The following is a 23,761-nucleotide window of genomic DNA, read 5'->3' as shown; positions in this document are numbered from 1 at the left end:
TATCGCTAGGGTGCGAGGCAGTCCCGCAATTTGGAAACCACAAAGGTTTCGGCCTCGTCATGGTTGGTGGTCGAGATCAGTTCAATCTCGAAATCGCTGGCCTTCGCCTTGGCATGTGCCATTGAAACAAGGATACTGTAGGCCTCGTCATTGGTAATGACGGCGCCGCGCACATAGGTTATCCCGCCGTTGATCAGCATATCATTGAGGAAATTCATATCCGCCGAGGTGAGCTCAATCTCATGGCCGCCGCGATTGTCGAGGATGTAGAACATCCGGCCGGAGCTGTTGGTTTTCAGGATATGCTCAAACACGGGAGCACGCTCTCGCCGTCCGACTGGGCCGGTTGACCGGATAAGGTGAAGCTGCTCACCACCATAGTCATAAGATGTCAGGAAGCAGTTTTTGAACTTTTTTTCAGACGTGGTCTGATATTCCCTGTCCATCCCCGCCGTTCCACTCCGTTGATATTTCATATTATTATAATATAAACTAATTTCTTTTAACAGCAAAGCTTTGGCTGAGTATGGGATAATCCGCGGGGTCGATATTTCACTCCGGCTATGCAACAATCCTCTGTGAAATCCAGAAACATCGGGAGCACGACAATGGCATTGACTCCAGAACAGGAACAAACTTGCGCGGATAACCAGACAAATTTTTCCAACCTGAAAGCGGTTATTCTCAACTGTACACTCAAGAAAGACGGCAGCCAGTCCCATACCCGGAAACTGCTGGGCGTGGCGGAGGAAATCATGGCGCGAAACGGCGTCATGGTGGACCATGTCCATGTGCTTTCCCATCAGATTGCCTATGGCGTCTATCCGGATATGACCGAGCATGGATGGGACCGGGACGACTGGCCGAAATTATGGGAGAAGGTGGCGGCGGCGGATATCCTGATCCTCGGCACACCGATCTGGCTTGGGGAGGAAAGCTCGGTCTGCCGGGTGATTATCGAGCGGCTCTACGCGATGAGCGGGGAGCTTAATGACAAGGGGCAGAGCCTTTATTACGGCAAGACCGGCGGCGCCGTCATCACCGGCAATGAGGACGGTATCAAGCATTGTGCGATGACCATGCTCTATGCGCTGCAGCATCTGGGCTATGTCGTCCCGCCGCAGGCCGATTGCGGCTGGATCGGGGAGGCCGGGCCGGGCCCGTCCTATGGCGATGAGAATGAGGATGGCGAACCCCACGGTTACAATAATGATTTCACCCAGCGAAATCTGACAATTATGACATGGAACCTGATGCATATGGCGCGTATGCTGAAAGACGCGGGTGGTCTGCCCAATCACGGAAATGACCGCAATGCGTGGAAGGCGGGGTGCCGGTTCGATTATGAAAACCCGGAGCATCGTGCCTGATTTTTTGAAACCCGAGGGGACTATCACGATGGGTATGCCAGAATGAATTTCAGATTTCTTCGACATCCGTTCGTGATGCTGCAGACCGTACCGGCGGGGATTGCGCTCTCCATTGGCGCCCTGTCGCTTATCATCGGCTATGGGGAAACCTATCTCGGCACGGACAGCCTCAATCCCTATCTGCAGATGCTCGCGCCCGAGACGGCGCGGATAATCCTGTCGGTGATTGCGGGCGGGGCGATGTCCGCGCTGACGCTGACATACTCCATCGTCCTTGTTGTTTTTGCATTGGCAGCGGGAAACCTCGCGCCGCGCATGCTCAAGCGGTTTACCTCCGATATTGTCAATCAGGTGACGGCCGGCATTTTCGGCGGTACCTTTCTCTATGCCATTCTGGCCATAACCTTTATTAATCAGGATTTCGTTCCCAATCTCACGATCCTCGGGGCAGAAGTACTGGCCACGCTCTGCGTGATGCAGCTTATCTATTTTGTCCGAAATGTTGCGCAAAGTGTTGCAATTGATGATGAAATTGCTGGCATAACGACGAATTTAAAGACAGCTCTCGACGCCCGGAACAAGAGCCGGGGCGAGGAAGAGAGGAAAGAGCGGAAGAAGGCCGTGGAGAAAGTCGATGACTTCGTGTTCGACATCATCGCCGGCAAGCCGGGCTATCTCGGTTCCCTCAATGAGGACAAGCTGACGGAGATCGCAACGAAGGCCGAGGTGACGATTGAAATCCAGAAGCCGCGTGGCGCCTATACCCTCGGTGAAGAAGTCATGATCAAGGCGACGAAGGAGCTGGACGAGGAGACTGTGGATTCCATCCAGAAGCAGATCTCCATCCAGCCTTCCCGCTCCGAGGACAGCCCGATCGAGTTCTCGGTTAATTTGCTGCTGGAGATTGCGCTCCGCGCCTTGTCGCCGGGCGTGAACGATTCCTTCACGGCGATTGCGACGGTGGACAGCCTGTCGAACGCCCTGTCGCAGGCGGAGACGCAGGAAGCGGCCACGGCCTCTATCCATAAGGATGAGGAGGGCTATATCCGCCTGATGGTGCCGCAACTTTCCATCGGTAACCTGATCAACCAGGCCTTCCATCCGCTGCGCCAGGCGTCGGGGAACAATATCCTGATGGCGATCTGTATCGCCCGTGCCTATGCGCGCCTCTGTGCGACCTGTGGGAAAGAGGTGCAGGGAATCCTGAAGGACCATGCGCTCCTGTTGATACGGGAGGTCGAGAAGGCCGGACATCTGCCTGAAGATATCGAGAGCGTGATCGAGGTATTGCCACCGACCTTCCGCAAGGCCATCCGGGACCGTAAGAAAAAGGACGGAAAGGATGAATGACAGCGAACCCCTTGCCACAGGCGTAACCCTCGCGCGGGAGACGATGGCGAGCTGGACCGAAGCCTTCTATGCCCTGATCCCCAACCTGGTCGTCGGCCTTCTCGCCATGATTCTGTTCACCCTGCTGGCCCATGCGGTGAAGCGGCTGGTGGCGGCCTATTTCCGGCGCATGGACCGCGGCGACCTCGGGCTGATCCTCTCCAGTTTCAGCTTCTGGGGCGTGATCGTTTTCGGCCTGCTGTTGTCAACGACCATCGTATTCCCCTCGGTCAAGCCTGCCGATATGCTGGCGAGTCTCGGGATCGGCTCGCTCGCCATTGGTTTCGCCTTCAAGGATATATTGCAGAACTGGCTGGCGGGGCTTCTGATCCTGCTGCGCATGCCGTTCCGGCGCGGCGACCAGATACGGGTTGGCGAGGCGGAGGGGGCGGTTCTCCGGGTTGAGCCGCGGGCGACGATTATCCGCACCTATGATGGCCGCGATATCGTCATTCCCAATACGACGATCTATACCGGCACAGTCATTGTCAATACCTCGCAGAAGGAGCGCCGGATCGAAATCGACCTGACCGTCGGCTATGTCTATGACATCGGCAAGATGACCGCCATCATCGAGAATTCCCTGAAACAGGTGGAGGAAATCCTGACTGACCCGCCGCCGCAGATCCTCTGCTGGGAACTGGGCTCGACTTCCCTCGGGATGAAAGTCCGCTGGTGGATCAATTCCGAACGCTCCGCCGAGGTGGTAACCCGCTCCCGCGCGGTCCGCGCCATCAAGGAGGCGTTCGAGGCCAATGATATCGATCCGACCGATCCGCAGCTGATCTACTATCAGAGCACCGACGGAACACCGGTTGCGGAGGGCAGCCCATCCGCCTCAACTACCGCACCGGAAACAGAAGAGATTGTGGCGGGTCCGCCGCCGCCAAAGCTGACCATCAGCGAGGATGACCCGGAGGCGGAAAAGCCCGAAGATGCGTCGAAGGCCGGGACTTTGCTGGTTGATAAATAGAGGGAAAAGTCCCATAGAAGGACGATGAAATTAAAACCACAATAAAGGCTTGAGGCGACTTCCATGAAAATTCTGATCGTAGGGGCTGGCGGTGTCGGCGGGTATTTCGGCGTAAAACTGATGGCGGCAGGGGCCGACATCACCTTCCTGCTGCGCGATAAACGCCGGGCACTGATCGAGGAGAACGGCCTCACCATCGAGACGCCAGAGGGCAGTATCACGGTACAGCCGAGAACCGTTGACGCCGATCAGCTGACCCCCGAATATGACCTGATCATCCTCGCGCCCAAAGCTTATGACCTCGCGGATTCGCTGGCCTCCCTCAAGAAGGCGAGCGCAAAGGGCGTCTTCCTGCCGTTCCTCAACGGTTTCGATCATATTCAGACGCTGGACGAGACATTCGGCCGGGACCGGGTGATGGGCGGCGTGGCGCAGATCGCCGCGACGATTACGGAGACCGGCGCGGTTAAGCGCATGGGCGACGTGGCGGGGCTGATCTCGGGCGCGCGCAGCCCAGCCCATGAGGACATCGCCCAAGAATTCGCCGGCTATTGCGAGAAGGCCGACTTCAACTTCACCGACGCGGCGGATATCGAGCAGGCGCTCTGGGATAAATGGGTGATGCTGGCGACCCTTGCGGGCATGACGACGCTCTGCCTTGGCTCGATCGGCGAGATTGTTGCGACGCCTTACGGCGCCGAAATGTCCCGCCGCATGCATGGCGAGGCCTGCGCCATCGCCGCCGCCAACAACCATGCCATCGCGGAGAAAGTGCAGTCAGGTCAAAGCGCCATGCTGACGAAGGAAGGCTCGATCTTCACCGCCTCGATGATGCGCGACCTGACCGGCGGCCTCAAGACCGAGCATGACCATATCCTCGGCGCGTTGATCGCGAAGGGCGCCGCCGCAAACATCGACTGCCCCCTCCTCAAAATCGCCTACACCCATATGGCCGTGGCAGCAGGGCAGGGGTGAGCGGTTAGCTCTAAAATAGGATAGCTTAGTGTGAAAATAGTTAGCTATTAAGACTGGCTTAAATATTCGTCAAATGCAATAAATTGGTGCAAATTTGGTTTTTCGGATAAAGTAATTGGATTGGATATTCTATCAGTGAGATATTGTTGAAAAGCTCAAGCTATGGATTGCTTAATTAGTTTCTTTGAAAAAGTTGAAACTTTAGAACCTAGTACTATCGGGTTATATTTAAATGGCGGCAGGTTTGTTAGTAAGTGTTGGCATCGTATCATGGCAAGTCAGCAAACAGTTTAAAAACAATAGAAAGCTTCAAGAAGAAAGAATTCGCTCAGATTTGAGGCTTAAAATTTATAATGAAATTGATGATACAGCTCAGAAGTTATCTGAAGCAGAAATAATAGCATCTAATTTTGTTCGAACTCTTGTAGAAAATTTAAAGCATTGTCTGAATAATCAAACTCTTGATTATAGGTTATGGTTGGTAGGAAAAGATCCTAATAAATTTAATCAACTAAATTTTGAAGTTGGTGAAGCCCATGGCGCATTATTGGGGGTCTTAGAGCGATATGAAGTTGCATTTCCAGATTTGCAAATATTTAGAACTGCATTTAACTACGCACACGATGAACAGCTAAAAAGCTTTCTTAGCCTTTATCCAGAATTACTAAAGGTATTACCTCTGGTCGTCCTTAAAGAATTTAATGATGGTACAGACGAGAAACATATATATCAAAAACTACCAAATGAAGAGTTGCTAAACACAATTTCCGAACTCGGTAAAAAATATATAGAAGCTAACTCAATGATTTCAGACTTCATTTACGATTTGAGAGTCGAAAGTCAAAATGCTTTATTGGGTGAGTTGTTTTCAAATAAAGTAAAACGCAGGAAACCGCTTGATCCTTCAAATATTGTTATCAAAACTGAAAAATCTGATATTGAAAGGCTCGATAACTTTTTTCATAAAGAGACAGATTGGGGGCGTCGAATCTCTAAAATAGAGGAAGAAGTCTCATCAAGTTTTAAAAAAATAGATAATTAGCCGTTTCAGTAAAACAACAAAAAAAGGGACCGGTCTCCCGGTCCCTTTTGCTTGCTGCCGTATATCGCCTAGTACATCGCGACCGGGTTGATGATCATCTGCACCGTGCCGCGGACGCGGGCCTGGCCGAGGACGAACATGAACTCCGTCACCCCGTCGCGCACCAGCGGACCGGTGTTCATGGTCTCGAGGATATAAATCCCGTTCTTTTTCAGCAATGTGACATGGCCGTAGAAGGGGCGCCCCTCTTTTTCCGGTGGGACCACGTCAAGGCCCCAGGTATCCGAGCCGACGGCCATCACATTCTGCGCAGCGAGCCATTCCGCCGCATCCTCCGATGTGCCGGGCTCGCCGCTCGCCCAGGCCACGGGATCGCTTTCCAGCTTTGCATCCGTCCAGCCGGTATAGAAGAGGACGATGTCGCCCTCGCGGATTTCAATGCCCTGGTTCTTCGCCGCTTCCTGAATGTCGGCGGCGGTGAAGAACTGCCCGGCCTCCAGGCTTTCAACACCGAAATGCTTGGTCATGTCGATGACGATACCCCGGCCGACCAGTGGCGGGATGTTATGGGTGCCGAGCTTCGTCAGGCCGGTAATCTGCGAGATTTCCTTCTCGTCGAGGCAGTTGTAATAGAGGCCGTTCTCACCGAGATGGCCGAGCCCGTCGATCTGCGAACCGATGCCGAGCCAGAGCTGCATCAGGTCATCGTTATAGTTGCCGTCAAAGGCGAAGAGCTTCTGCCCGCCCTGCTGGTTCGGCTGCACCACCTGCAGGCTGAGGCCGCGCGGCGGGAAGGCGGGGGTCGTGGAATCGATCACGATGCCGAGCGGGACGCTCTTGCCCTGCTTGACCAGCTTCGTGGCGGCGAGCGTGCGTTCCGGCGAGACAAGGTTGGCGGAGCCGATTTCATCATCCGCCCCCCATTTTGACGGTGTGCATTCCTGCGCCAGTGCCGTGCCCGCAAGAAATGTCATTCCCACCGCGGTTGCGGTGAGGGTTTTCCAGATTGTCATGATGTATCCTCCCAGATATTATTTTTATAAGTCAGGAAAGACTATTATTTAAAATGCTAATATGCAAGAGGGTAGCGGTTCTGATGAAATCGCCTGTTGCATCACGCCCTGAACATCGTATTCTTGAATAATAATAAACAAAAATCGGCAAAGCCGAAGGGGGTGGATATGAGCGATACATGGGAAATCTATGCGCTACGTTATGCGGGGATGAAAAACCGGACGCGTCGGGAATCCTTTTTGTTCGCCGATGATCACGCCGCGCCATATCCCATCGATTACTACGTCTGGGTGCTGAAGAACGGAGAGAAAACCATTCTTGTGGATACCGGCTTCGATGCGGAGGAGGGGAAGCTTCGTAACCGGCCGCTCCTGCAGACGCCAGTGGAGATGCTCGCCGATTTCGGCCTCCCTGCGGAGACCATCGACACTGTTATCGTCACCCATATGCATTATGACCATGCGGGTTCTCTCCATGAATTCCGTAGCTCAAAGCTCTATGTGCAACCGGCTGAGCTGGAATATGTCACGGGCCCCTGTATGTGTCACGACGTGCTGCGTCATCCCTATTCCGGGGAGCATGTGGTGGAGATGGTCCGCTCCCTCTATCAGGGGAATGTGGTCTTCTGCGAAGGATCGAGGGAGATTGCGCCGGGGGTCGAGGTGCATCTGATCGGCGGCCATACGCGCGGACAGCAATGCGTCCGGGTGCGGACCCGGCGCGGCTGGGTGGTGCTCGCCTCGGACAGCAGTCATTTCTATGAGAATTACCGTACCGGCAAACCGTTCCCCATTGTCGTGGATATGGAGGCGACCTTGCGCGGCTATGACAGGCTCAGGGCACTCGCCGACAGCGACGATCATATCATTCCGGGGCATGATCCTTTGACCCGCGCCTGGTACCCGATCATCGACGGCGGATCGGAGAATATCGTTCAGCTCCACGCCGATCCAAAGCTGTGAAGTTCAGGAGACGCAATTCGCGCTAGGTCGGCGGGGAGACATTTGCTAAAGTCCCTGCAAATGGAAAAAACAATAATAAAACAACCCTTTCCGCGCTGGGCGCTTATCTCGCTCAGCACCGCCTATTTCATGGTCGGGACGTCCAGCCTGTCGGTTATTGCATTGACCTGGCAGATATCGGACGGTCTTGAGGTGCCGCCGTCGGATATCGCCTTTCTGGTTACCGTCTTTGCGCTTGCCTTCGCCATTGCCGCACCGCTCACCCAGGTGTTTTTCAGCGGTTTCGCCCGCATAAAGATCCTCTGCACGGGACTTGGTCTGTTGGCGCTTGCGCTGATCCTCGGCGCGGCGTCGACCAGCTACGAGATGCTGTTCATCTCGCGCGGGCTGATGGGGTTGAGCGCGGCGGCGATCAGTCCCATGTGTTCGGCCATTGGCGCCGGTATGGTGCCGCCGGAGCAACAGGGCAGGGCAATGGGCATTGTCTTTGCTGGACTGACCTTCGCCTCGGTCTTGGGCACGCCGATTTCGGCCTATCTCGGCACCCTGATGAGCTGGCGTCTGGTGTTCCTTGTGATGGCGCTGGTGGCGCTCGGTTCGATGGCCTCAATCCTCTATCTCGTGAAGGACCGGCAGGCTGGCGCGCAAATCTCCTTCGCCCATATGTTCGAGGCGCTGACCCGCGTTCGCTCCTCCTTCGCGGTGCTCACCACCTTTTTGCAGATGACGGCGATTTTCTGCACCTACGCCCTGATTGCCCCCTATATGTCCCAGAAATTCGGCCTCGCCGAAAACCTGATTGCATTGGTGCTGCTGGCCTATGGCGTCAACGGGGTGCTCGGCAATGTGTTCGCGGGGCGCTTGAGCGACCGCTTCGGCCCGGATCGGGTTATTTTCGTGACCCTCATCGGGCTCGGTGCGGGCTTCCTGATGATCTGGGCGATCGGGCCGAATTTATGGCTCGCCTTTGCGGCCATCGTCATCTGGTCGGCTTTCGGCATGATGTTCCACTCGCCGCAGCAGCAGCGCATCGCCAATATCGACCCCGAACGGCGCAGCTTGCTGCTGGCGCTCAATGCGGCGGCGCTGTATCTTGGCATTTCCGTCGGCTCTTGGATTTCGAATTTTGTGTCGGTGCGCTGGGGCTATGATGTCCTGCCGCTGGTCTCGCTGGCCGTATTGGCGGGCTGCGCGCTGATATTCTGCCTGTCCGTCCTCGCGATGCGGCGGGGCAATCATTCTTCCCGAGGAGGCATGCAATGACGATGAATCCAAGCGCCGTGCGCGACGCATTTTTGCGTCAAGATGAGGCCTGCGAGAAGCTCGGCTCCCCCTTTACCGCCCGAATTTGCCGCCTCGCGGGGCAGCGCCTGCATCCCGGCTGGGCCGTGGCCGATGCCATTCTGGGATGGCAGGGGGATGCCTCGGCGCTCGGCGATTCCGTGCCGCTTCGGCTCTGCGGCGCGTTGCATGCGTTGGTTATGACGGGACGTAGCTCTTCGCTCGCCGCGCTCTATCCGCCGCACCATGAGGGCATTTCCGATGATGAGCTCTGGGTTGCGGTTGCCACGGCGCTTACCGAGCATAAGGCCTTTATTCTTGATCGCCTGACAGGGCCGCCGCAGACGAACGAGGTGCGCCGCGTCGGCGCGACCCTGCCGATGTTTCTGGAAGTCACGCGCCAGACCGGCCTGCCGCTGGTCCTCTCGGAAGTCGGGGCGAGCGCCGGTCTCAACCTGCATCCGGATCATTACCATGTCGATCTTGGCGGGATGAGTCGGGGGCCGGAAAACTCGAAAGTTCGGATCTCGCCGAAATGGCCGGGACGGGCGGCGCCGGATGTGCCGCTGGAGATAAAGGGGCGGGCGGGCTGCGACCTCTTACCGATCGATCCCGGTAATCCCGCCGATCGCGACCGGATGCTGTCCTTTATCTGGGCGGATCAGGCCGACCGGTTGAGCCGGACCCGTGCTGCGCTCGATATCGCCGCCGCAAGCGATGTCCGTGTGGAAAAAGCCGATGCCATTGACTGGCTGGCCCGGCGCACAGCCGAGCCGATGGAGGGATGCGCCCATGTCATCTACAGTACCATCGCCTGGCAATATATCCCCGAAAGAGCCCGCGCAAAGGGGGAAGAGATTATCCGCGCCGCCGGGGCCCGCGCCACCAGCAATGCACCGCTCGCCTGGGCACGGATGGAGATTGACGGCAAGACGCCGGGCACCGGCCTCACCCTCATCCTCTGGCCGTCAGGGGAGGAGCGTCTGGTCGGCCGCGCCGATTTCCACGGGCGCTGGATCGACTGGCATGGCTGGCCGGAATAGACTTTCGGTTCAGTCTCTTAGGCCATTTTCTCCATCCACGGGCGGAGATCCATCTCATGGGTCCAGGCGCTTTTGTTCTGGCTGTGCAGATGCCAGTAATTCTCGGCGATATCGTCAGGCTGCAAAATACCATCCATGGCTTTGAGGGCATAGCGTTCGGGGAAGCGTTCCCTGACAAAGGCGGTGTCGATTGCGCCGTCAATGATGACATGGGCGACATGGATGCCTTGCGGCCCCAGCTCCCGCGCGAGGCTCTGGGCGAGGGCGCGAAGGCCGTGCTTGGCTCCGGCAAAGGCGGAATAGCCTGCGCCGCCGCGCAATGAGGCGGTCGCCCCGGTAAACAGGATCGTGCCTTTTCCGCGCGGCAGCATGGCTTTCGCTGCCTCCCGCCCGGCAAGGAACCCGGCGAAGCAGCTCATCTCCCAGACCTTGCGATAGACGCGGCTCGTCATCTCCGTAATCGGGAAATTGACATTGCCGCCGATATTGAAAACCACGACACCAAGCGGAGCGACCTCTTTCTCGATCTTCGCGAACAGTTCGATCATCTCGTCTTCATTGCGGGCATCCGCACCGAAGGCATGAGCGCTGCCGCCGTCCTTCCTGATGTCCTCGGCGAGGGCGTTGAGATCGTCGAGATGCCGTTCCCGCCGGACGATGCAGGTCTCGAAACCTTCTTTTGCAAAGCGTCGGGCGATGGCGCCGCCGGTGGCATCTCCCGCACCGATGACAAGACAGGATTGTTTGCTCATTCTGTTATCCTTTTCCAACAATTCTGCGCATCAAAAAGGCTAGGCCTGCAACCGGACAAAGTCAAATGGCATGGGCGACAAAAAAGAAACATAATCCTGTGTAGAAATGATCTGGTCGCTTCTGTTAGTAATGAGGTGACAAGGGGGAGTACAAATGGCGCGTATCTGGCCGTTTACATTGCGACACGTTACCGGGCGCTCAGACGCCGATCAGCGCATCGAAGGCGGCATGATCGACCGGAAGAGCCCGCTTGAGTTCCGCTTCAACAGAGAAGCACTCCTCGGTTTTGCCGGGGATACGCTGGCCTCCGCGCTGCTGGCGAACGGCCATCTGACGCTCGGGCGCAGTGCAAGATACCGCCGTCCGCGCGGCCTCGACGCTATCGTCCTGATCGAGCGCGGCGGCAAGGTTGAACAGGTGCGGGCGAGTGAGCAGGAACTGTACGACGGGCTGGTGGCGCGGCAGTCCTTCTCGTTTTTGCCGTGGGTCAAGGCTCCGGAGGATAGTCCCGGCGAGGTCGAGCATGTTCATGATCATACGGATGTCCTGATTGTCGGCAGCGGCCCGAAAGGCCTGCGCCGCGCCGTTCTGGCGGCGGAAGGCGGGGCGGACGTCATTCTGGTGGAGCGTGATTTCGAGTTCGGCGGTCGCCTGCTGCATGAGGCAGGGAATTATTCGGGCCTGGATGCGCCCGATTGGCGCGCGCAAATGATCACGCATCTGAAGGCGCAACCGAATGTTAGCCTCTACTCCCGCACGACGGCGATTGCCGAGGACGGCAAGACATCGGTCTTACTGGAAGAGCGGGTGCAGGATCATCTGCCGGACACCGATCCGATGTTTCCCACGCGTCGCTTGCGACATGTCAGCGCCGAAAAGCTGGAGCTGGCGACCGGCAGGGAAGAATTCGGATTTGTTTTCCAGAATAATGATTTGCCCGGCATATTTGATGTAAAAACGGCGCTCTCGCTGGTGCGGCGCTACGCTGTGCTGCCGGGGAAGCGGATCGTGCTTTATGGCAATGACGATGCGATCTATAACCTCGTTCCCGCGCTCCAGGAAGCAGGCGTACCGCTTGCGGCCATTGTCGATCCGCGGGAGCTGGTGCCCGCGCACTGTCACCAGTTCGCCCGACAGGCCGGTATTCCGCTCTATCCCGGCCATTGCATTGTCGCGGCGCGCGGGTTCCGCCGTCTTCGCCGTCTCATTTTGCGGAAAACCGGCAATGATCCGCTGCAGCGGGATATCCATCTCGACTGTGACGCTTTGATTCAGTCCGCCGCAATCACGGAGGAGCAGCTGCCGATGCCCGCAAAGGGCCGGGGGAAATGCTTTGCCGACCCGGAGACGGAAATCCTCTGGTCGCCGGATAGCCCGACCTACAGCCTGTTGGGGCGTCCGTATCCGCTGGACGGCGAGGTCATCGTTCCTGCGGAAAAGCTGCCCGCGCGCCGCGTCGGACCGTTGCAGAGCGCAATTGAGCGGGCCGGGGCGGTTTTCACGATGCAGGGCGATTGGTATCTCGCCAAGGCTTATCCGGCGGCGGACGAGGAAGAGATGGACGCAACGCGGCGCGAAGCCCTTGCCGTGCGCACCGGCGCCGGTCTTTGCGATATCAGCTGCCTTGGCAAGGTTGATGTTCAGGGCCCCGATGCGGCGGCCTTCCTCGGCCGACTGTTCGACGATGGCTGGGCGAAACTGTCCGTGGGCAGGCTCCGTCACGGGATCCTCTGCCGGGAAGATGGCCGGGCACTCGCGGGCGTGATCGGCTGGCGGCTTGCACCGCATCACTATTGCCTTACCACGGCGGCAAGTCCCTTCGCTGCCGCTCTATCGAAGCTGTTGGAGATGAAGCTGGACAATGAGAAACTGTCGGTGACCGACATCACCGATAGCTGGGGCGCCCTCGCGCTGGAGGGACCTGCCGCCCCGGCGATCCTCGCGGAGTGCTTCCCGGCGCTGGCAAAGGAAAATTCGCTTCCGGCCATGGGTTTTGTGGCGTTCGAGCAGGACGAGCTTCCCCTCCGGATCGCGCGGCTCTCCCTCTCCGGCGGGGCAGGATATGAGATCATGACCCCGGCGGGCTATGCGGACATTCTCTGGAATTTACTGCGCGAAAAAGGGAAGTCACATGACTTGACCCCGGTGGGCACGGCGGCGCGGGATATTCTTCGGATCGAAGCCGGGCACATCGGACCGGCGGAGATCCGCGCGGGGGCGACGGCGGCGGGGCTCGGCCTGACCGCCACACCGGGAAGGGATCGCAAGACTGATCCGCAACTCGTTGGTCTGAAACCGGTTTCCGGAACGGAGGAGGGAAAGGAGGCCGTGGAACTCAGGGCTGGAATGAGGCTCTATGAGGGCGATGGCACCCCGCCACGCGGGCCCGGTATCGGGATCGTGACGTCCGCCGGCCACAGCCCGACACTCGGCCATGACATTGCGCTTGCCCTGTTGACCGAGGGACGGGCACGAGTGGGTACCCTGATCCGCGCGGCTGGTGATGACGGCAAGCCGGTGATCGATGTGAAAGTCAGGGCCCCCCGGCATCTGAACTTCAGGAAGGAGGATTCCCGTGCTTGAACGCAATTCCGCCCTGAAGGGTCAGCGCATCCACGGACGATTTGGTAAAGCGACTGAGCAACCGGGCGTAACTATTGAGGAAATAAGGGAGTTTTCTTATCTCGACATCTCGCTTTGGGAGATGAACAAAGCGAGCCTGCGCTCAAAGCTGGCGGAACTTCTGGGTATTCAGGATCTGCCTGCGCGGCAAGGCTCAATCGCGCTTTCGGGTGGACGTCTGTTCAGCCTTGAGGCCGGTCATCTCGGCTATCTCGGAGAAGCAGGCCCGGCAGATATCCTCGCCGCCGCCATCGCGCCGGAGGAAGGCAGCGTGGTGTCGCTCGGTCATGGCTATTGCTGCCTGCGCCTCGGCGGACCGATGGTCATCAATCTGCTGCGCCGGGGCATCCGGCAGGACCTGCGGGACAAGGCCTTTCCCGTCCATCATGTGGTCCGGGCGGATATCGGCGGGATCGATCTCCTCCTGCTCCGACGCGACGGCGGCCATTTTGACTTGCTTGTTCCGCGCAGCCATGCACCGGAACTCTGGCGCTGGCTGACCCGGCGGGCGGCGCAGTTCGGCTATCAGGTGCTATAACCCGGTGAGGGCCTCCTGGATGAGGCGGAGACGCTCCTCCGCCGCGTCCTGTTTGTAGGGCACCGCGTCGCCCTGGCCCCAGACCGGTGCGGGCCAGGCGGCATCATCAGGCTGGCCGGGCAATCACATGGACATGCAGCTGCGGCACCATATTGCCGAGCGCGGCAACATTCATCTTGTGAGCCCCGAAAAGCGTCGCCATTCGTTTGCTGGCCTCGCGTATTTCGCCGCTCAGGAGCGCATAGTCATCATCGTTCAGGTCATGCATCTCGACAAGATCCGGCCGCTCCGGCACCAGAATGATCCAGGGATAGCGCGCATCATTCATCAGCAGGACGCGCGAGAGCGGCAGCGAACAGACGTTGAGCGTATCGCTGGCAAGCCGGGGGTGAAGGTCGAACATATTTCTCCTCAGGTTTCGGGCGGGACATTTTCGGATCAGGGTAGGAGCTTTGGCGGCAAAGGCCAACGGAATTCTGCGTCTTTCCTGTCCGCCGCGCGGGTTTCGCATTCTTTGCTTTGCAAGCGCCGGGACAGCGGCTAATCTGCGGAAAAAACCACCCATGGCGACAGTTAAGCCGCCAAAAGACGAATATCGGAGATATCATGAGCCAGACGACCCCTGAAACTTCCCCTGACGCGCCTTTTCCTTTCGTTCATTATGCCGAGCGTATTCGTCGCGCTGCCGCCGCCAATCCGTCGCTGGAAGTCATCAAATGCGAGGGCGAGGTCCGGACCTGGGCGGAATTCCTTCCGCGCACGAATATGGTCGCCAATATGCTGAACGGGCGCGGGCTTGGGCGCGGGGATATGGTCGCAGTGCTGGCGCGGAGCAGTGTCGAGTATCTGGAAGTCTATCTCGGCGCCTTGCAGGCCGGGCTCTGCATCGTGCCGCTGTCGGGCATGGCGTCTTCTGAGCAACTGGACGTCATGATCCGCGATTCCGGCTCGAAGCTGGTCTTTGCCTCCCAATCGACGCGAGACCTGATCGAGCCGTTCCGCGGCAAGATTGAGGGTGTTCCGGCGGATGGCTATGTCGCTTTCGATTTCGAGGGAGACGGCTGGACGGCATATGAGGATCTGCTGCAAGGGGCGTCCGCTGAGCCGCTCTATGTCGATGTGCAGCCGGAGGATGGCTTTAACCTGATCTATTCGTCGGGTACGACGGGGGTGCCCAAGGGGATCGAGCAGAGCCAGAAAATGCGCAGCCAGCATGTAATCCGGTTCGAGGCGCTGGGCGTGCACAGCAAGGCGGTAACGCTGGTCTCGACGGCGATGTATTCGAACACGACGCTGGTCGCGCTGCTGCCGACCCTGGCGCTTGGCGGGCGGATCATCGTCATGCCGAAGTTCGATGTTGAGAAATTCCTGAAAATCGCAGAAGCGGAGAGGGTTACCCATGCCATGCTGGTCCCGGTGCAATATCAACGCATTCTCGCCCATCCGGATTTCGATACATACGACCTCAGCAGTTTCGAGGTGAAACTCTCGACCAGCGCGCCGCTGCGCGAGAAGGTGAAGCGCGATATCATCACCCGCTGGCCCGGCAAGATGATCGAGATTTACGGCCTGACCGAAGGCGGGATCGGCACGGCGCTGTCCTGCACGGAATTCCCGGACAAGCTGGCCTCCGTCGGCATGGCGGGCGAGGGAACTGAACTTCGCATCATTAATGAAGAGGGGGTCGAGCTCGCACAAGGAGAGATCGGCGAGATTTTCGGTCGGTCGGATGCCATGATGACTGGCTATCATGGCCGCAAAGATCTCACCGAAGCAATGATCTGGCGGGCCCCGGACGGCAAGGTTTTCTTCAAGAGCGGCGATATGGGCCGGTTCGATGAGGACGGCTTCCTTTTTCTGCTGGACCGCAAGAAGGACATGATCATTTCCGGCGGGTTCAATATCTATGCCGCCGATATCGAGGTGGAGCTTGCACAGCATGAGGCCGTGGCCGATGTTGCGGTGATCGGTATCCCGAGCGAGGAATGGGGGGAGACCCCGCTCGCGCTCGTGGTGGCGAAGGACGGTGCAGACGTCACCGAGGCCGAGCTGACGCAGTGGGTTAATGACCGTCTTGGCAAGACGCAGCGGATCAGCGGCGTTGAATTCCGCGACGAGTTGCCCCGCAGCACCATCGGCAAGGTCATGAAACGCGAATTGCGCATTCCCTATTGGGAAGCAGCCAGCACCGCCTGAAACGACTGTTTTTGAAGCCCGGGGACGGCATTTCTGCTTTACGAAGGGTTAAGTTTTTTCTGCGATATTCTGTTCTCTGGTTGAATTTAGTTTGGACCGGCCGCAGAGGCATATCAGGTATCTTGGATGAGCGCAGAAGCAAATAGCCCCGAAATGGACGCAAAACAATCTATCAAACGCCGTTTGCGCGCGTGGTGGGACGGCTATGAGTTGGAAGCTGAAGAGGCCACGGCTGAGGCTGTTGAAGAGGCCGAGCGTGAGGCGGTCGCCGAAGACGGCCCACCGACGGTCAAGGGCTGGAGCATTAGTCGACAACGATCGGTGGTGACCCTGTTCGGGGAAGGAATGACCCGCTGCATCCCGGATGATACGAAAATGCGGCTGACCAAGCCCCTCGGCATCAACAAGAAACTGAGCGTGGCGGAGCTGGGCTCTGGTCTTGGCGGCTTCGCGCATTGGGTCTCCAAGGAATATGACGCCTATGTCACCGGTTACGACCCGGACCAGATACTGCAGGACGCCGCCATTGAGATGACGACGATGGCCGGGCTCAACCGCAAGATCAACTTCTTCCATTGCGATTTCGAGAATTTCAATCCCAAGCAACGCTCTGCCGACATAGTTTATTCGTCTGAGGCCTTGTTTCCGGTGAAAAGCAAGGCGCTATGCTTCTCGGCCATTCACAAGATGCTGAAACCCAATGGTCAGTTCATGATGTCCGACTATATGCTGGAAGGATCGGATGGCAATGCGCCGGGGATGAAGGACTGGATCGCGGCCGAACCGCTGACGCCTTATCTCATCGACGTTCAGGAAACCAGAACGCTGCTGACGAATGCCGGTTTCGAAGTCAGCATCGCCGAGAATGTGACGCCGGAATATAAATCGAATGTGCTGCGTGCCTTTGCCGACTATGCAACGCGCACCAGCAACGGCGAGAAGAGCGGCCATCTTCATGACTGGATCCTGAAGGAAGGCGAGCTGTGGATGCGCCGGATCAAGATGATCGACGCGGGGCATCTCAAGGTGTTCCGCATTTACGCGCGCAAGCCCGTCGAAATTACCTGATCAGAGGGGCTTCAGGGAAAAGCGGGATTTCTTCCGAAATTCGGCCCTTTTCTGGATTGACAGGGCGGGGCGGGGCCAGTATGTTCCGGCCTTCGAATTCACCAAGTTGTTAGGATCTGGACAATGAAAGTCTTGAACTCGCTCAAGTCCGCGAAGAAGCGTCATCGCGATTGTCGCGTGGTACGCCGCAAAGGACGCGTTTACGTTATCAACAAAACCAACCGCCGTTTCAAGGCGCGTCAGGGCTGATTCTGCCGTCGACGTTACCGGTTCTGTAATGTGGAAAAAACCGTAATGCCCCGGCATTGACGGTTTTTTTGTTTGCATCGACGCCGCTTTCCGCCCTATGTCAGGAGACATAGGGAATAATCCGAAGGGGGAGCCGCGATGTTAATGCCCAAGCCAAACGCCGATGTGCTGGCCAAGCGCGACGCGCTGGTGGCGGGGCTTCGACGGATCATCCCCGATCCGGAAGGCGTGATCGACGACAAGAACGATTTGCGCGCCTTCGAATGCGACGGTCTTAGCGCCTATCGCCAGTTGCCGATGATCGCGGTCCTCCCCTCCACCGTCGCGGAAATCGCCGAAACCCTCAAATACTGTCAGACCGAAGGGGTCAATGTGGTGCCGCGCGGCGCCGGGACCTCGCTTTCGGGCGGGGCGCTGCCGCTCGCCGACGGCGTGCTGCTCGGCCTTGGCAAGTTCAACAAGATCCTTGAAGTCGACTATGACAACCGCTGCGTTGTGGCCCAGCCCGGCGTCACCAACCTTGCCATCACCGATGCCGTCAAGGCGGACGGCTTTTACTATGCGCCAGACCCGTCCAGCCAGATTGCCTGCTCCATCGGCGGCAATGTGGCGGAGAATTCTGGCGGCGTGCATTGCCTGAAATACGGCCTTACCACCCATAATCTGCTCGGGATCGAGATGGTGACCATGGACGGCGAGATCATCCGCCTCGGCGGCAAGCATCTGGACGCAGAAGGCTATGACCTCCTCGGCGTGATGACCGGATCGGAAGGGCTCCTGGGGGTGATTACCGAGGTGACGGTGCGCATCCTTAGAAGCCCAGAGCATATCTCCGCCCAACTGATCGGTTTTCCGTCCAGCGAACAGGCTGGCGATTGCGTCGGCAAGATCATCGGCGCGGGCATAATTCCGGCGGGCATGGAGATGATGGACCGCTACGCCATTCAGGCGGCGGAGGAATTCTGTCACGCGGGCTATCCGCTGGATGTCGAGGCCCTGCTGATTGTCGAGCTCGATGGCCCGGAAGTCGAGATCGCCCATTATCAGGAACAAATCGACAAAATCGCTAAAGATTGCGGCGCAACTGTCAGCCGGATCAGTACCAGCGAGGCAGAGCGGATGTCCTTCTGGGCCGGACGCAAGGCGGCCTTCCCGGCGATCGGGCGGCTGTCGCCCGACTATATGTGCATGGACGGAACGATCCCGCGCGGAAAACTGCCGCTGGTGCTGGCCCGCATGAGCGAGCTTTCCAAACAATATGGCCTCAGGGTCGCCAATGTCTTCCATGCGGGGGACGGCAACCTTCACCCCCTCATCATGTTCGATGCGAATAATCCGGGCGAGCTTGAAAAATGCGAGGCGTTCGGCGCGGATATCCTGAAACTCTGTGTCGAGGTCGGCGGTGTCCTCACCGGGGAGCATGGCGTCGGCATCGAGAAACGCGATCTCATGGGGGAGATGTTCTCCGAAGACGACCTCAAGCAGCAGCAGCGACTCAAATGTGCCTTCGATCCGGACGGACGGCTTAACCCGGGGAAAGTCTTCCCGATCCTCCATCGCTGCGCCGAGCTGGGCAAGATGCATGTCCATAACGGCGAATTGCCGTTTCCCGATATTCCCCGGTTCTGACAATCCATGCAGATCACAAAGATAACAGAAGAACAACAGATTAAGGACATGCTCGACTGGGCGCTGGCGGGCAAACATGGCCTGACCGTGCAGGGGGCGGGCAGCAAGACTGCGATCGGTCGTCCCGCCGCGACGGACCATGTGCTCGATCTTTCCGGCCTCACCGGGGTCGAGATGTATGAGCCAGCGGAACTGGTGATGCAAGCAAAGGCGGGTACGAAACTGACCGACGTTCAATCGATTTTGCGCGAAAGCGGACAGCAGCTTGCCTTTGATCCGCCCGATTACGGCCCGCTTCTGGGCTCTGGCGCGGGTGAGGGGACGCTTGGCGGCCTGTTCTCCTGCAATCTCTCCGGCCCGGCGCGTCTCAAGGCGGGCAGTGCCCGCGATCATCTGCTGGGGGTAAAGGGGTTTACCGGACGCGCGCAGACCTTCCAGACCGGCAGCCGGGTGATGAAGAATGTCACCGGTTATGACCTCTGCAAGCTCGTGGCGGGCAGTTACGGCACGCTCACCATCGCCACCTCGCTCACCTTCAAGGTGCTGCCGCAGCCGGAGAAAACCCGCACCGTCCTTCTTTATGACGTGTCGCTGGAAAAAGCACAGCCGATCATGAACCGCGCTATCTCCTCGGTGCATGACATTGCCGCCGCGGCGTATCTGCCTGCGGATATCGCGCGTCTCTCGCCGCTTGGCTATATCCGCGATCCGGAGAAGTCGGTGCTGGCTCTCAAGATTGAGGGGCCGGGACCTTCCGCCGAGTTCCGCTGCAACGCGGTGCGGGAAATGCTGGCGAAGGACGGCGAGCAGGAGGAACTTCACGGCGTAAATTCTGAAGCATTCTGGGAGTTTGTCGGTAATATTTCGCCCTTTGTGGGAACTGCAGGAACGCTCTGGAAGCTCTCCATACCGCCCGCCAATGCAGCGAAGCTTATTACCATTATCGAGGGTAAGGTACCGGACATGCGCTATTTTCTCGACTGGGCAGGCGGGCTTGTCTGGGTGCAGATACCGGAAGACAGTGCCGATGGCGGGGAGAGCCTTGTGCGGGGTGCGATCAACGGTGCGGGCCATGCGACGCTGATCCGCGGATCAGAGGCGCTTCGGGCGAAAATCGCGCCGTTCCAGCCGCAGCCGGAGCCCATCCGGAAGATCAATGCCCGCATCAAGGATGGCTTCGATCCCGAAAATATCCTCAATCCCGGGCGCATGTATGCGGATAAAGATATGAAGGCAATGGCTTGATATGAAAACGGAATTCTCCATTCTCCAGCTTGCCGATCCGAAGATTGCCCGATCCAACGATATCCTGCGCGCCTGCGTCCATTGCGGCTTCTGCACCGCGACCTGCCCGACCTATCTGGAGCTCGGAGATGAGCGCGATAGCCCGCGCGGGCGCATCTATCTCATGCAGCAGATGCTGGAAAGCGGGGAACCGGCCCCGGCCTCGACCGTGCAGCATCTCGATCGCTGTCTTTCCTGCCTTTCCTGCATGACGACCTGTCCGTCGGGCGTCGATTATATGCATCTGGTGGAGCATGGCCGCGACTATATCGAGGAAACCTACAAGCGGCCGCTCTTTGACCGGCTCCTGCGGACCGTGCTCGGCGTTGTGCTGCCGCGCCCCATGCTCTTTCGCGCCTCGCTGTTCGGCGCGAAGCTGGCGCAACCGGCGAAGAATCTGTTTTCCGGCCCGCTGAAGGCGATGCTGGAAATGGCGCCGACAAAGCTGCCGCCAGCAAGCCGTCTCGACGAGAAGCGGCTGCATCCGGCGGGCGGGCACCGGAAGAAGCGGGTCGCGCTGATGACCGGCTGCGCGCAGAAGGTGCTGGCGCCGGAAATCAATGACGCCACCATCCGTTTGCTGAACCGCCACGGGGTCGAGGTGGTTATCCCGAAAGCGGCGGGTTGCTGCGGCGCGCTGCCGCTGCATATGGGGAAAGAAAAAGACGCGCAGGGCTTCGCCCGCGCCAATGTCCGCGCCTGGTTCCGCGAGATGGAGGGGGAGGGGCTGGACGCCATCATCATCAACACTTCCGGCTGCGGCACGACGGTCAAGGACTATGGGGAGCTATTCGCCCATCAGTCCGATAAACGTCTTGCCGAGCAGGCAAAAAAAGTCGCGAAGCTCGCCTGCGACATTACGGAGTTTCTGAGTCGCATCGAGATGGAGCCGCCGAAAGTGACCTCGCCCCTCAAAGTCGCCTATCATTCTGCCTGCTCGCTCCAGCATGGCCAGCAAATCCGCGAGGAGCCGAAGGCGCTCTTACGGGGCGCAGGATTTGACGTCGTTGATATTCCCGAATCCCATATCTGCTGCGGCTCGGCAGGCACCTATAACCTGTTGCAGCCTGAGCTGTCCGCAAGACTGAAGGCGCGGAAAATCAGAAATATTTCGAAAACCGCGCCCGATCTTGTCGCCGCAGGCAATATCGGCTGCATTGCCCAGATCGCCTCCGGCATGGATCTTCCCGTTGTCCATACGGTTGAGTTGCTTGACTGGGCGACAGGCGGACCGAAACCGGCGGCGCTCTCCTGATCGATACAGAAAACGCCCGCTCACAACTTTGTGTTTGACCCGCGCGCTACCAAAATCGACAAAAAGTGCTATATTCAAAATATGGGACGACGACTACTCAGCATTCTAGTCATATTTGGCCTCCTCGGCTGGGCCGCCCCGTCGTTCGCGCGGCAGGATGATCCCAAGCTCGACGAACTCTTTACCGAACTCGCCGAGACCGAAGATTCCACCAAAGCCAAGATGATCGAGGGTAGTATCTGGAAGATCTGGCTGACCTCCGGCAGTGATACGGTCGATTTCCTGATGTTTCAGGGGATCAGCTATATGAGTCGCGGGGAGTTCGCCAAGGCGCTCTCCATTTTCACCACCGTGATCAAGGTCGATCCGGAATTCTCCGAAGGCTGGAACAAGCGGGCGACGGTCCTGTTCCTGGTCGGGGAATATGATAGCTCGATCGAGGATATCGGCCGCACGCTGGAGCTGGAGCCCCGTCATTTCGGCGCGCTTTCCGGCCTTGGCCAGATTTACGATATTCGCGACAGCGAGGCCGGCGCGCTCTCCGCCTATGAAAAGGCCGTCGATATCAACCCGCATATGAAGGGCGTCAAGGCGCGTCTGGAACAGCTCCAGATAGAGCGGGACAAGAAGAATATCTGATCCGCTTGCTGACTTTTCTCTGAATTATTCGCCCCAGACTATTGCTCTCCGACCCAGGCGATGCGCAGGATATTGGTCGAGCCCGGTGTGCCGAAGGGAACGCCGGCCATGATCACGACCCTGTCGCCCGGCCGCGTGAAGCCCTCGGCGAAGGAAATCTTGCAGGCCTTGTCCACCATCTCGGCGAAATTCTTGGCATCTGACGTATGCACGCAATGCAGCCCCCAGACGAGGGCGAGGGTGCGCGCTGTCTTGAGCGACGGCGTCAGCACCAGCACCGGCGTCTTGCCGCGTTCGCGCGCCGCCCGGAGCGCGGTCGAGCCCGAGGTGGTGTAGGTCACAACGCTGGCCGCGCCGATGGTGCTCGCCACCTGGGTGGCGGCGGCGCTGATCGCATCGGCGGTGGTGGCTTCCAGCGTGCCATGCTTGGAATCGATAATGCCCTGGTACATCGGGTCCTTTTCCGTCACCTCGGCAATATCGTTCATCATCGAGACGGCTTCGAGCGGATATTCTCCCGCCGCGCTCTCCGCCGAGAGCATGACCGCATCGGTGCCGTCATAGATGGCGTTGGCGACGTCGGTCACCTCGGCGCGGGTCGGTACCGGCGCGGCGATCATGCTTTCCAGCATCTGCGTCGCGACGACGACCGGCTTGCCCGCCTCGCGCGCCCGGGAAATGATCTTCTTCTGGATCGCCGGGACTTCCTGTATCGGCATTTCGACGCCAAGATCGCCACGGGCAACCATGATCGCATCGGCTAGGTCGATAATACCGTCCAGCGCCTCGACCGCCGCCGGTTTCTCGATCTTCGCCATGACGGCGGCACGTCCGGCCACGATCTTTTTCACCTCGGCGATATCGTCCGGTCGCTGGACGAAGGAGAGGGCGACCCAGTCGACGCCGAGCGACAGCGCGAAATCGAGGTCTTTGCGGTCCTTGTCGGTCAGCGGGCTCATGCGGACCAGCGCGTTCGGGATATTCACGCCCTTGCGGTCGGAAATCTTGCCGCCGACGGTCACCTCGCAGTCGGCGAAATCCGTGCCCGCCTCCATGACCGTCAGCTTGAGCTTGCCGTCATCGAGGAGCAGTATGCTGCCTTCCTCAAGGCTTTCGAGGACTGCCGGATGCGGCAGCGAGACGCGGGTCTTGTCGCCCGGAGTCTCGTCAAGATCAAGTCGGAACATCGCGTCATTTTCGAGCAGGACCGGTCCGTCCTTGAAGGTGCCGAGGCGGATTTTCGGTCCCTGTAAATCCGCGAGGATGCCGATGGGCCGTCCGCTGTTCTTCTCCAATGCGCGGATCGTATCGACCCGCTCCTCATGATCTTTATGGTCGCCATGGCTGAAATTCAGCCGGAATACATCCGCGCCCGCGAGATGCAGGGCCTCGATCATGCTGGCGCTGCTGCTCGACGGTCCAAGGGTGGCTATGATTTTCGTTTTTCTCAGTCGTCGCATAAATTCTTGCCTGTACAAA

Annotated in this window: 22 protein-coding genes; 17 read left to right on the top strand and 5 right to left on the bottom strand. The window is 58.5% G+C overall.

What is annotated here, in order from left to right:
* Nucleotides 1–5 precede the first annotated feature (5 nt).
* The gene (locus AACZ19_RS01525; protein ID WP_339630474.1) at nucleotides 6–446 is read right to left on the bottom strand and encodes a hypothetical protein; all 441 of its coding nucleotides are present in this window, start codon (nucleotides 444–446) and stop codon (nucleotides 6–8) included.
* Between the two features lie 162 nt (nucleotides 447–608).
* On the opposite strand from AACZ19_RS01525, the gene AACZ19_RS01520 reads away from it, so the two are divergent.
* From AACZ19_RS01520 to AACZ19_RS01500, 5 genes are all read left to right on the top strand, one after another.
* Nucleotides 609–1,370, top strand: coding sequence for a flavodoxin family protein (locus AACZ19_RS01520; protein ID WP_339630472.1), 762 nt, complete (start codon nucleotides 609–611; stop codon nucleotides 1,368–1,370).
* Nucleotides 1,371–1,412: 42 nt separating this feature from the next.
* Nucleotides 1,413–2,720 (top strand): DUF2254 domain-containing protein, encoded by a 1,308-nt coding sequence (locus tag AACZ19_RS01515; protein WP_339630470.1) that lies wholly within the window; start codon nucleotides 1,413–1,415, stop codon nucleotides 2,718–2,720.
* Nucleotides 2,713–3,732 carry a mechanosensitive ion channel family protein gene (locus AACZ19_RS01510; RefSeq protein WP_339630468.1) on the top strand — a complete coding sequence of 340 codons (1,020 nt, stop codon included), beginning with the start codon at nucleotides 2,713–2,715 and terminating at the stop codon, nucleotides 3,730–3,732. The genes AACZ19_RS01515 and AACZ19_RS01510 overlap by 8 nt, the downstream gene beginning before the upstream one ends.
* A gap of 63 nt (nucleotides 3,733–3,795) precedes the next feature.
* Nucleotides 3,796–4,707: a 2-dehydropantoate 2-reductase gene (locus tag AACZ19_RS01505; protein WP_339630466.1), complete on the top strand. Its 912-nt coding sequence runs from the start codon at nucleotides 3,796–3,798 to the stop codon at nucleotides 4,705–4,707.
* Nucleotides 4,708–4,939: 232 nt separating this feature from the next.
* The gene (locus AACZ19_RS01500; protein WP_339630464.1) at nucleotides 4,940–5,749 is read left to right on the top strand and encodes a hypothetical protein; all 810 of its coding nucleotides are present in this window, start codon (nucleotides 4,940–4,942) and stop codon (nucleotides 5,747–5,749) included.
* Nucleotides 5,750–5,817: 68 nt separating this feature from the next.
* On the opposite strand, the gene AACZ19_RS01495 is transcribed toward AACZ19_RS01500, so the two are convergent.
* Nucleotides 5,818–6,723 (bottom strand): cyclase family protein, encoded by a 906-nt coding sequence (locus tag AACZ19_RS01495; RefSeq protein WP_339631405.1) that lies wholly within the window; start codon nucleotides 6,721–6,723, stop codon nucleotides 5,818–5,820.
* 207 nt (nucleotides 6,724–6,930) lie between these two features.
* Here AACZ19_RS01495 and AACZ19_RS01490 point away from each other — a divergent pair, with 207 nt between their 5' ends.
* The 3 genes from AACZ19_RS01490 to AACZ19_RS01480 are packed head-to-tail and all read left to right on the top strand — an operon-like array spanning nucleotide 6,931 to nucleotide 10,049.
* Nucleotides 6,931–7,725 carry an N-acyl homoserine lactonase family protein gene (locus AACZ19_RS01490; protein ID WP_339630462.1) on the top strand — a complete coding sequence of 265 codons (795 nt, stop codon included), beginning with the start codon at nucleotides 6,931–6,933 and terminating at the stop codon, nucleotides 7,723–7,725.
* A gap of 60 nt (nucleotides 7,726–7,785) precedes the next feature.
* On the top strand, nucleotides 7,786–8,988 hold the full coding sequence (locus AACZ19_RS01485) for an MFS transporter (protein ID WP_339630460.1): 1,203 nt from the start codon (nucleotides 7,786–7,788) through the stop codon (nucleotides 8,986–8,988).
* Entirely contained in the window at nucleotides 8,985–10,049 is a 1,065-nt protein-coding gene (locus AACZ19_RS01480; RefSeq protein ID WP_339630459.1) for a DUF2332 family protein, read from the top strand. The genes AACZ19_RS01485 and AACZ19_RS01480 overlap by 4 nt, the downstream gene beginning before the upstream one ends.
* Before the next feature lie 17 nt (nucleotides 10,050–10,066).
* On the opposite strand, the gene AACZ19_RS01475 is transcribed toward AACZ19_RS01480, so the two are convergent.
* Nucleotides 10,067–10,801, bottom strand: coding sequence for an SDR family oxidoreductase (locus AACZ19_RS01475; protein WP_339630457.1), 735 nt, complete (start codon nucleotides 10,799–10,801; stop codon nucleotides 10,067–10,069).
* 154 nt (nucleotides 10,802–10,955) lie between these two features.
* Between AACZ19_RS01475 and AACZ19_RS01470 the strand changes: the two genes are divergently transcribed.
* Nucleotides 10,956–13,385 carry a 2Fe-2S iron-sulfur cluster-binding protein gene (locus AACZ19_RS01470; protein ID WP_339630455.1) on the top strand — a complete coding sequence of 810 codons (2,430 nt, stop codon included), beginning with the start codon at nucleotides 10,956–10,958 and terminating at the stop codon, nucleotides 13,383–13,385.
* Nucleotides 13,378–13,962 (top strand): hypothetical protein, encoded by a 585-nt coding sequence (locus AACZ19_RS01465; RefSeq protein ID WP_339630453.1) that lies wholly within the window; start codon nucleotides 13,378–13,380, stop codon nucleotides 13,960–13,962. Before AACZ19_RS01470 ends, AACZ19_RS01465 begins: the two co-directional genes overlap by 8 nt.
* A 106-nt stretch (nucleotides 13,963–14,068) precedes the next feature.
* On the opposite strand, the gene AACZ19_RS01460 is transcribed toward AACZ19_RS01465, so the two are convergent.
* A complete protein-coding gene (locus AACZ19_RS01460) occupies nucleotides 14,069–14,365 on the bottom strand; it encodes an HIT domain-containing protein (protein WP_339630452.1) in 297 nt (98 codons plus the stop codon).
* Nucleotides 14,366–14,568: 203 nt separating this feature from the next.
* On the opposite strand from AACZ19_RS01460, the gene AACZ19_RS01455 reads away from it, so the two are divergent.
* The 7 genes from AACZ19_RS01455 to AACZ19_RS01425 all read left to right on the top strand — a co-directional run bounded on the left by AACZ19_RS01455 (nucleotide 14,569) and on the right by AACZ19_RS01425 (nucleotide 22,282).
* Complete coding sequence (locus tag AACZ19_RS01455; RefSeq protein WP_339630451.1) at nucleotides 14,569–16,158, top strand: AMP-binding protein; 1,590 nt, start codon at nucleotides 14,569–14,571, stop codon at nucleotides 16,156–16,158.
* A 126-nt stretch (nucleotides 16,159–16,284) separates the two neighbouring features.
* A complete protein-coding gene (locus AACZ19_RS01450) occupies nucleotides 16,285–17,226 on the top strand; it encodes a methyltransferase domain-containing protein (protein ID WP_339630449.1) in 942 nt (313 codons plus the stop codon).
* A 123-nt stretch (nucleotides 17,227–17,349) separates the two neighbouring features.
* Nucleotides 17,350–17,475 carry a type B 50S ribosomal protein L36 gene (gene ykgO / locus AACZ19_RS01445; RefSeq protein ID WP_161316603.1) on the top strand — a complete coding sequence of 42 codons (126 nt, stop codon included), beginning with the start codon at nucleotides 17,350–17,352 and terminating at the stop codon, nucleotides 17,473–17,475.
* A gap of 144 nt (nucleotides 17,476–17,619) precedes the next feature.
* Entirely contained in the window at nucleotides 17,620–19,104 is a 1,485-nt protein-coding gene (locus tag AACZ19_RS01440; RefSeq protein WP_339630446.1) for an FAD-linked oxidase C-terminal domain-containing protein, read from the top strand.
* 6 nt (nucleotides 19,105–19,110) lie between these two features.
* Nucleotides 19,111–20,349, top strand: a complete 1,239-nt coding sequence (locus tag AACZ19_RS01435) for an FAD-binding protein (protein ID WP_339630444.1) — start codon at nucleotides 19,111–19,113, stop codon at nucleotides 20,347–20,349.
* 1 nt (nucleotide 20,350) lies between these two features.
* Complete coding sequence (glcF, locus tag AACZ19_RS01430) at nucleotides 20,351–21,643, top strand: glycolate oxidase subunit GlcF (RefSeq protein ID WP_339630442.1); 1,293 nt, start codon at nucleotides 20,351–20,353, stop codon at nucleotides 21,641–21,643.
* Between the two features lie 81 nt (nucleotides 21,644–21,724).
* Entirely contained in the window at nucleotides 21,725–22,282 is a 558-nt protein-coding gene (locus tag AACZ19_RS01425; RefSeq protein ID WP_339630440.1) for a tetratricopeptide repeat protein, read from the top strand.
* A gap of 38 nt (nucleotides 22,283–22,320) precedes the next feature.
* On the opposite strand, the gene pyk is transcribed toward AACZ19_RS01425, so the two are convergent.
* Nucleotides 22,321–23,742: a pyruvate kinase gene (gene pyk, locus AACZ19_RS01420; RefSeq protein WP_339630438.1), complete on the bottom strand. Its 1,422-nt coding sequence runs from the start codon at nucleotides 23,740–23,742 to the stop codon at nucleotides 22,321–22,323.
* Nucleotides 23,743–23,761: the final 19 nt, after the last annotated feature.

This window comes from uncultured Sneathiella sp., assembly GCF_963973085.1.
In the GTDB taxonomy this organism is placed as follows: domain Bacteria; phylum Pseudomonadota; class Alphaproteobacteria; order Sneathiellales; family Sneathiellaceae; genus Sneathiella.
Note: the sequence above shows the minus strand (reverse complement) of the source record. Positions and strands in the feature narration are given on the sequence as shown.

Excerpts from the sequence above, each read along its gene's own strand:
- AACZ19_RS01525 (WP_339630474.1), bottom strand. The coding sequence starts at position 446 with ATGGACAGGGAATATCAGACCACGTCTGAAAAAAAGTTCAAAAACTGC.
- AACZ19_RS01520 (WP_339630472.1), top strand. The coding sequence starts at position 609 with ATGGCATTGACTCCAGAACAGGAACAAACTTGCGCGGATAACCAGACA.
- AACZ19_RS01515 (WP_339630470.1), top strand. The coding sequence starts at position 1,413 with ATGAATTTCAGATTTCTTCGACATCCGTTCGTGATGCTGCAGACCGTA.
- AACZ19_RS01510 (WP_339630468.1), top strand. The coding sequence starts at position 2,713 with ATGAATGACAGCGAACCCCTTGCCACAGGCGTAACCCTCGCGCGGGAG.
- AACZ19_RS01505 (WP_339630466.1), top strand. The coding sequence starts at position 3,796 with ATGAAAATTCTGATCGTAGGGGCTGGCGGTGTCGGCGGGTATTTCGGC.
- AACZ19_RS01500 (WP_339630464.1), top strand. The coding sequence starts at position 4,940 with ATGGCGGCAGGTTTGTTAGTAAGTGTTGGCATCGTATCATGGCAAGTC.
- AACZ19_RS01495 (WP_339631405.1), bottom strand. The coding sequence starts at position 6,723 with ATGACATTTCTTGCGGGCACGGCACTGGCGCAGGAATGCACACCGTCA.
- AACZ19_RS01490 (WP_339630462.1), top strand. The coding sequence starts at position 6,931 with ATGAGCGATACATGGGAAATCTATGCGCTACGTTATGCGGGGATGAAA.
- AACZ19_RS01485 (WP_339630460.1), top strand. The coding sequence starts at position 7,786 with ATGGAAAAAACAATAATAAAACAACCCTTTCCGCGCTGGGCGCTTATC.
- AACZ19_RS01480 (WP_339630459.1), top strand. The coding sequence starts at position 8,985 with ATGACGATGAATCCAAGCGCCGTGCGCGACGCATTTTTGCGTCAAGAT.
- AACZ19_RS01475 (WP_339630457.1), bottom strand. The coding sequence starts at position 10,801 with ATGAGCAAACAATCCTGTCTTGTCATCGGTGCGGGAGATGCCACCGGC.
- AACZ19_RS01470 (WP_339630455.1), top strand. The coding sequence starts at position 10,956 with ATGGCGCGTATCTGGCCGTTTACATTGCGACACGTTACCGGGCGCTCA.
- AACZ19_RS01460 (WP_339630452.1), bottom strand. The coding sequence starts at position 14,365 with ATGTTCGACCTTCACCCCCGGCTTGCCAGCGATACGCTCAACGTCTGT.
- AACZ19_RS01455 (WP_339630451.1), top strand. The coding sequence starts at position 14,569 with ATGAGCCAGACGACCCCTGAAACTTCCCCTGACGCGCCTTTTCCTTTC.
- AACZ19_RS01450 (WP_339630449.1), top strand. The coding sequence starts at position 16,285 with ATGAGCGCAGAAGCAAATAGCCCCGAAATGGACGCAAAACAATCTATC.
- ykgO (WP_161316603.1), top strand. The coding sequence starts at position 17,350 with ATGAAAGTCTTGAACTCGCTCAAGTCCGCGAAGAAGCGTCATCGCGAT.
- AACZ19_RS01440 (WP_339630446.1), top strand. The coding sequence starts at position 17,620 with ATGCCCAAGCCAAACGCCGATGTGCTGGCCAAGCGCGACGCGCTGGTG.
- AACZ19_RS01435 (WP_339630444.1), top strand. The coding sequence starts at position 19,111 with ATGCAGATCACAAAGATAACAGAAGAACAACAGATTAAGGACATGCTC.
- glcF (WP_339630442.1), top strand. The coding sequence starts at position 20,351 with ATGAAAACGGAATTCTCCATTCTCCAGCTTGCCGATCCGAAGATTGCC.
- AACZ19_RS01425 (WP_339630440.1), top strand. The coding sequence starts at position 21,725 with ATGGGACGACGACTACTCAGCATTCTAGTCATATTTGGCCTCCTCGGC.
- pyk (WP_339630438.1), bottom strand. The coding sequence starts at position 23,742 with ATGCGACGACTGAGAAAAACGAAAATCATAGCCACCCTTGGACCGTCG.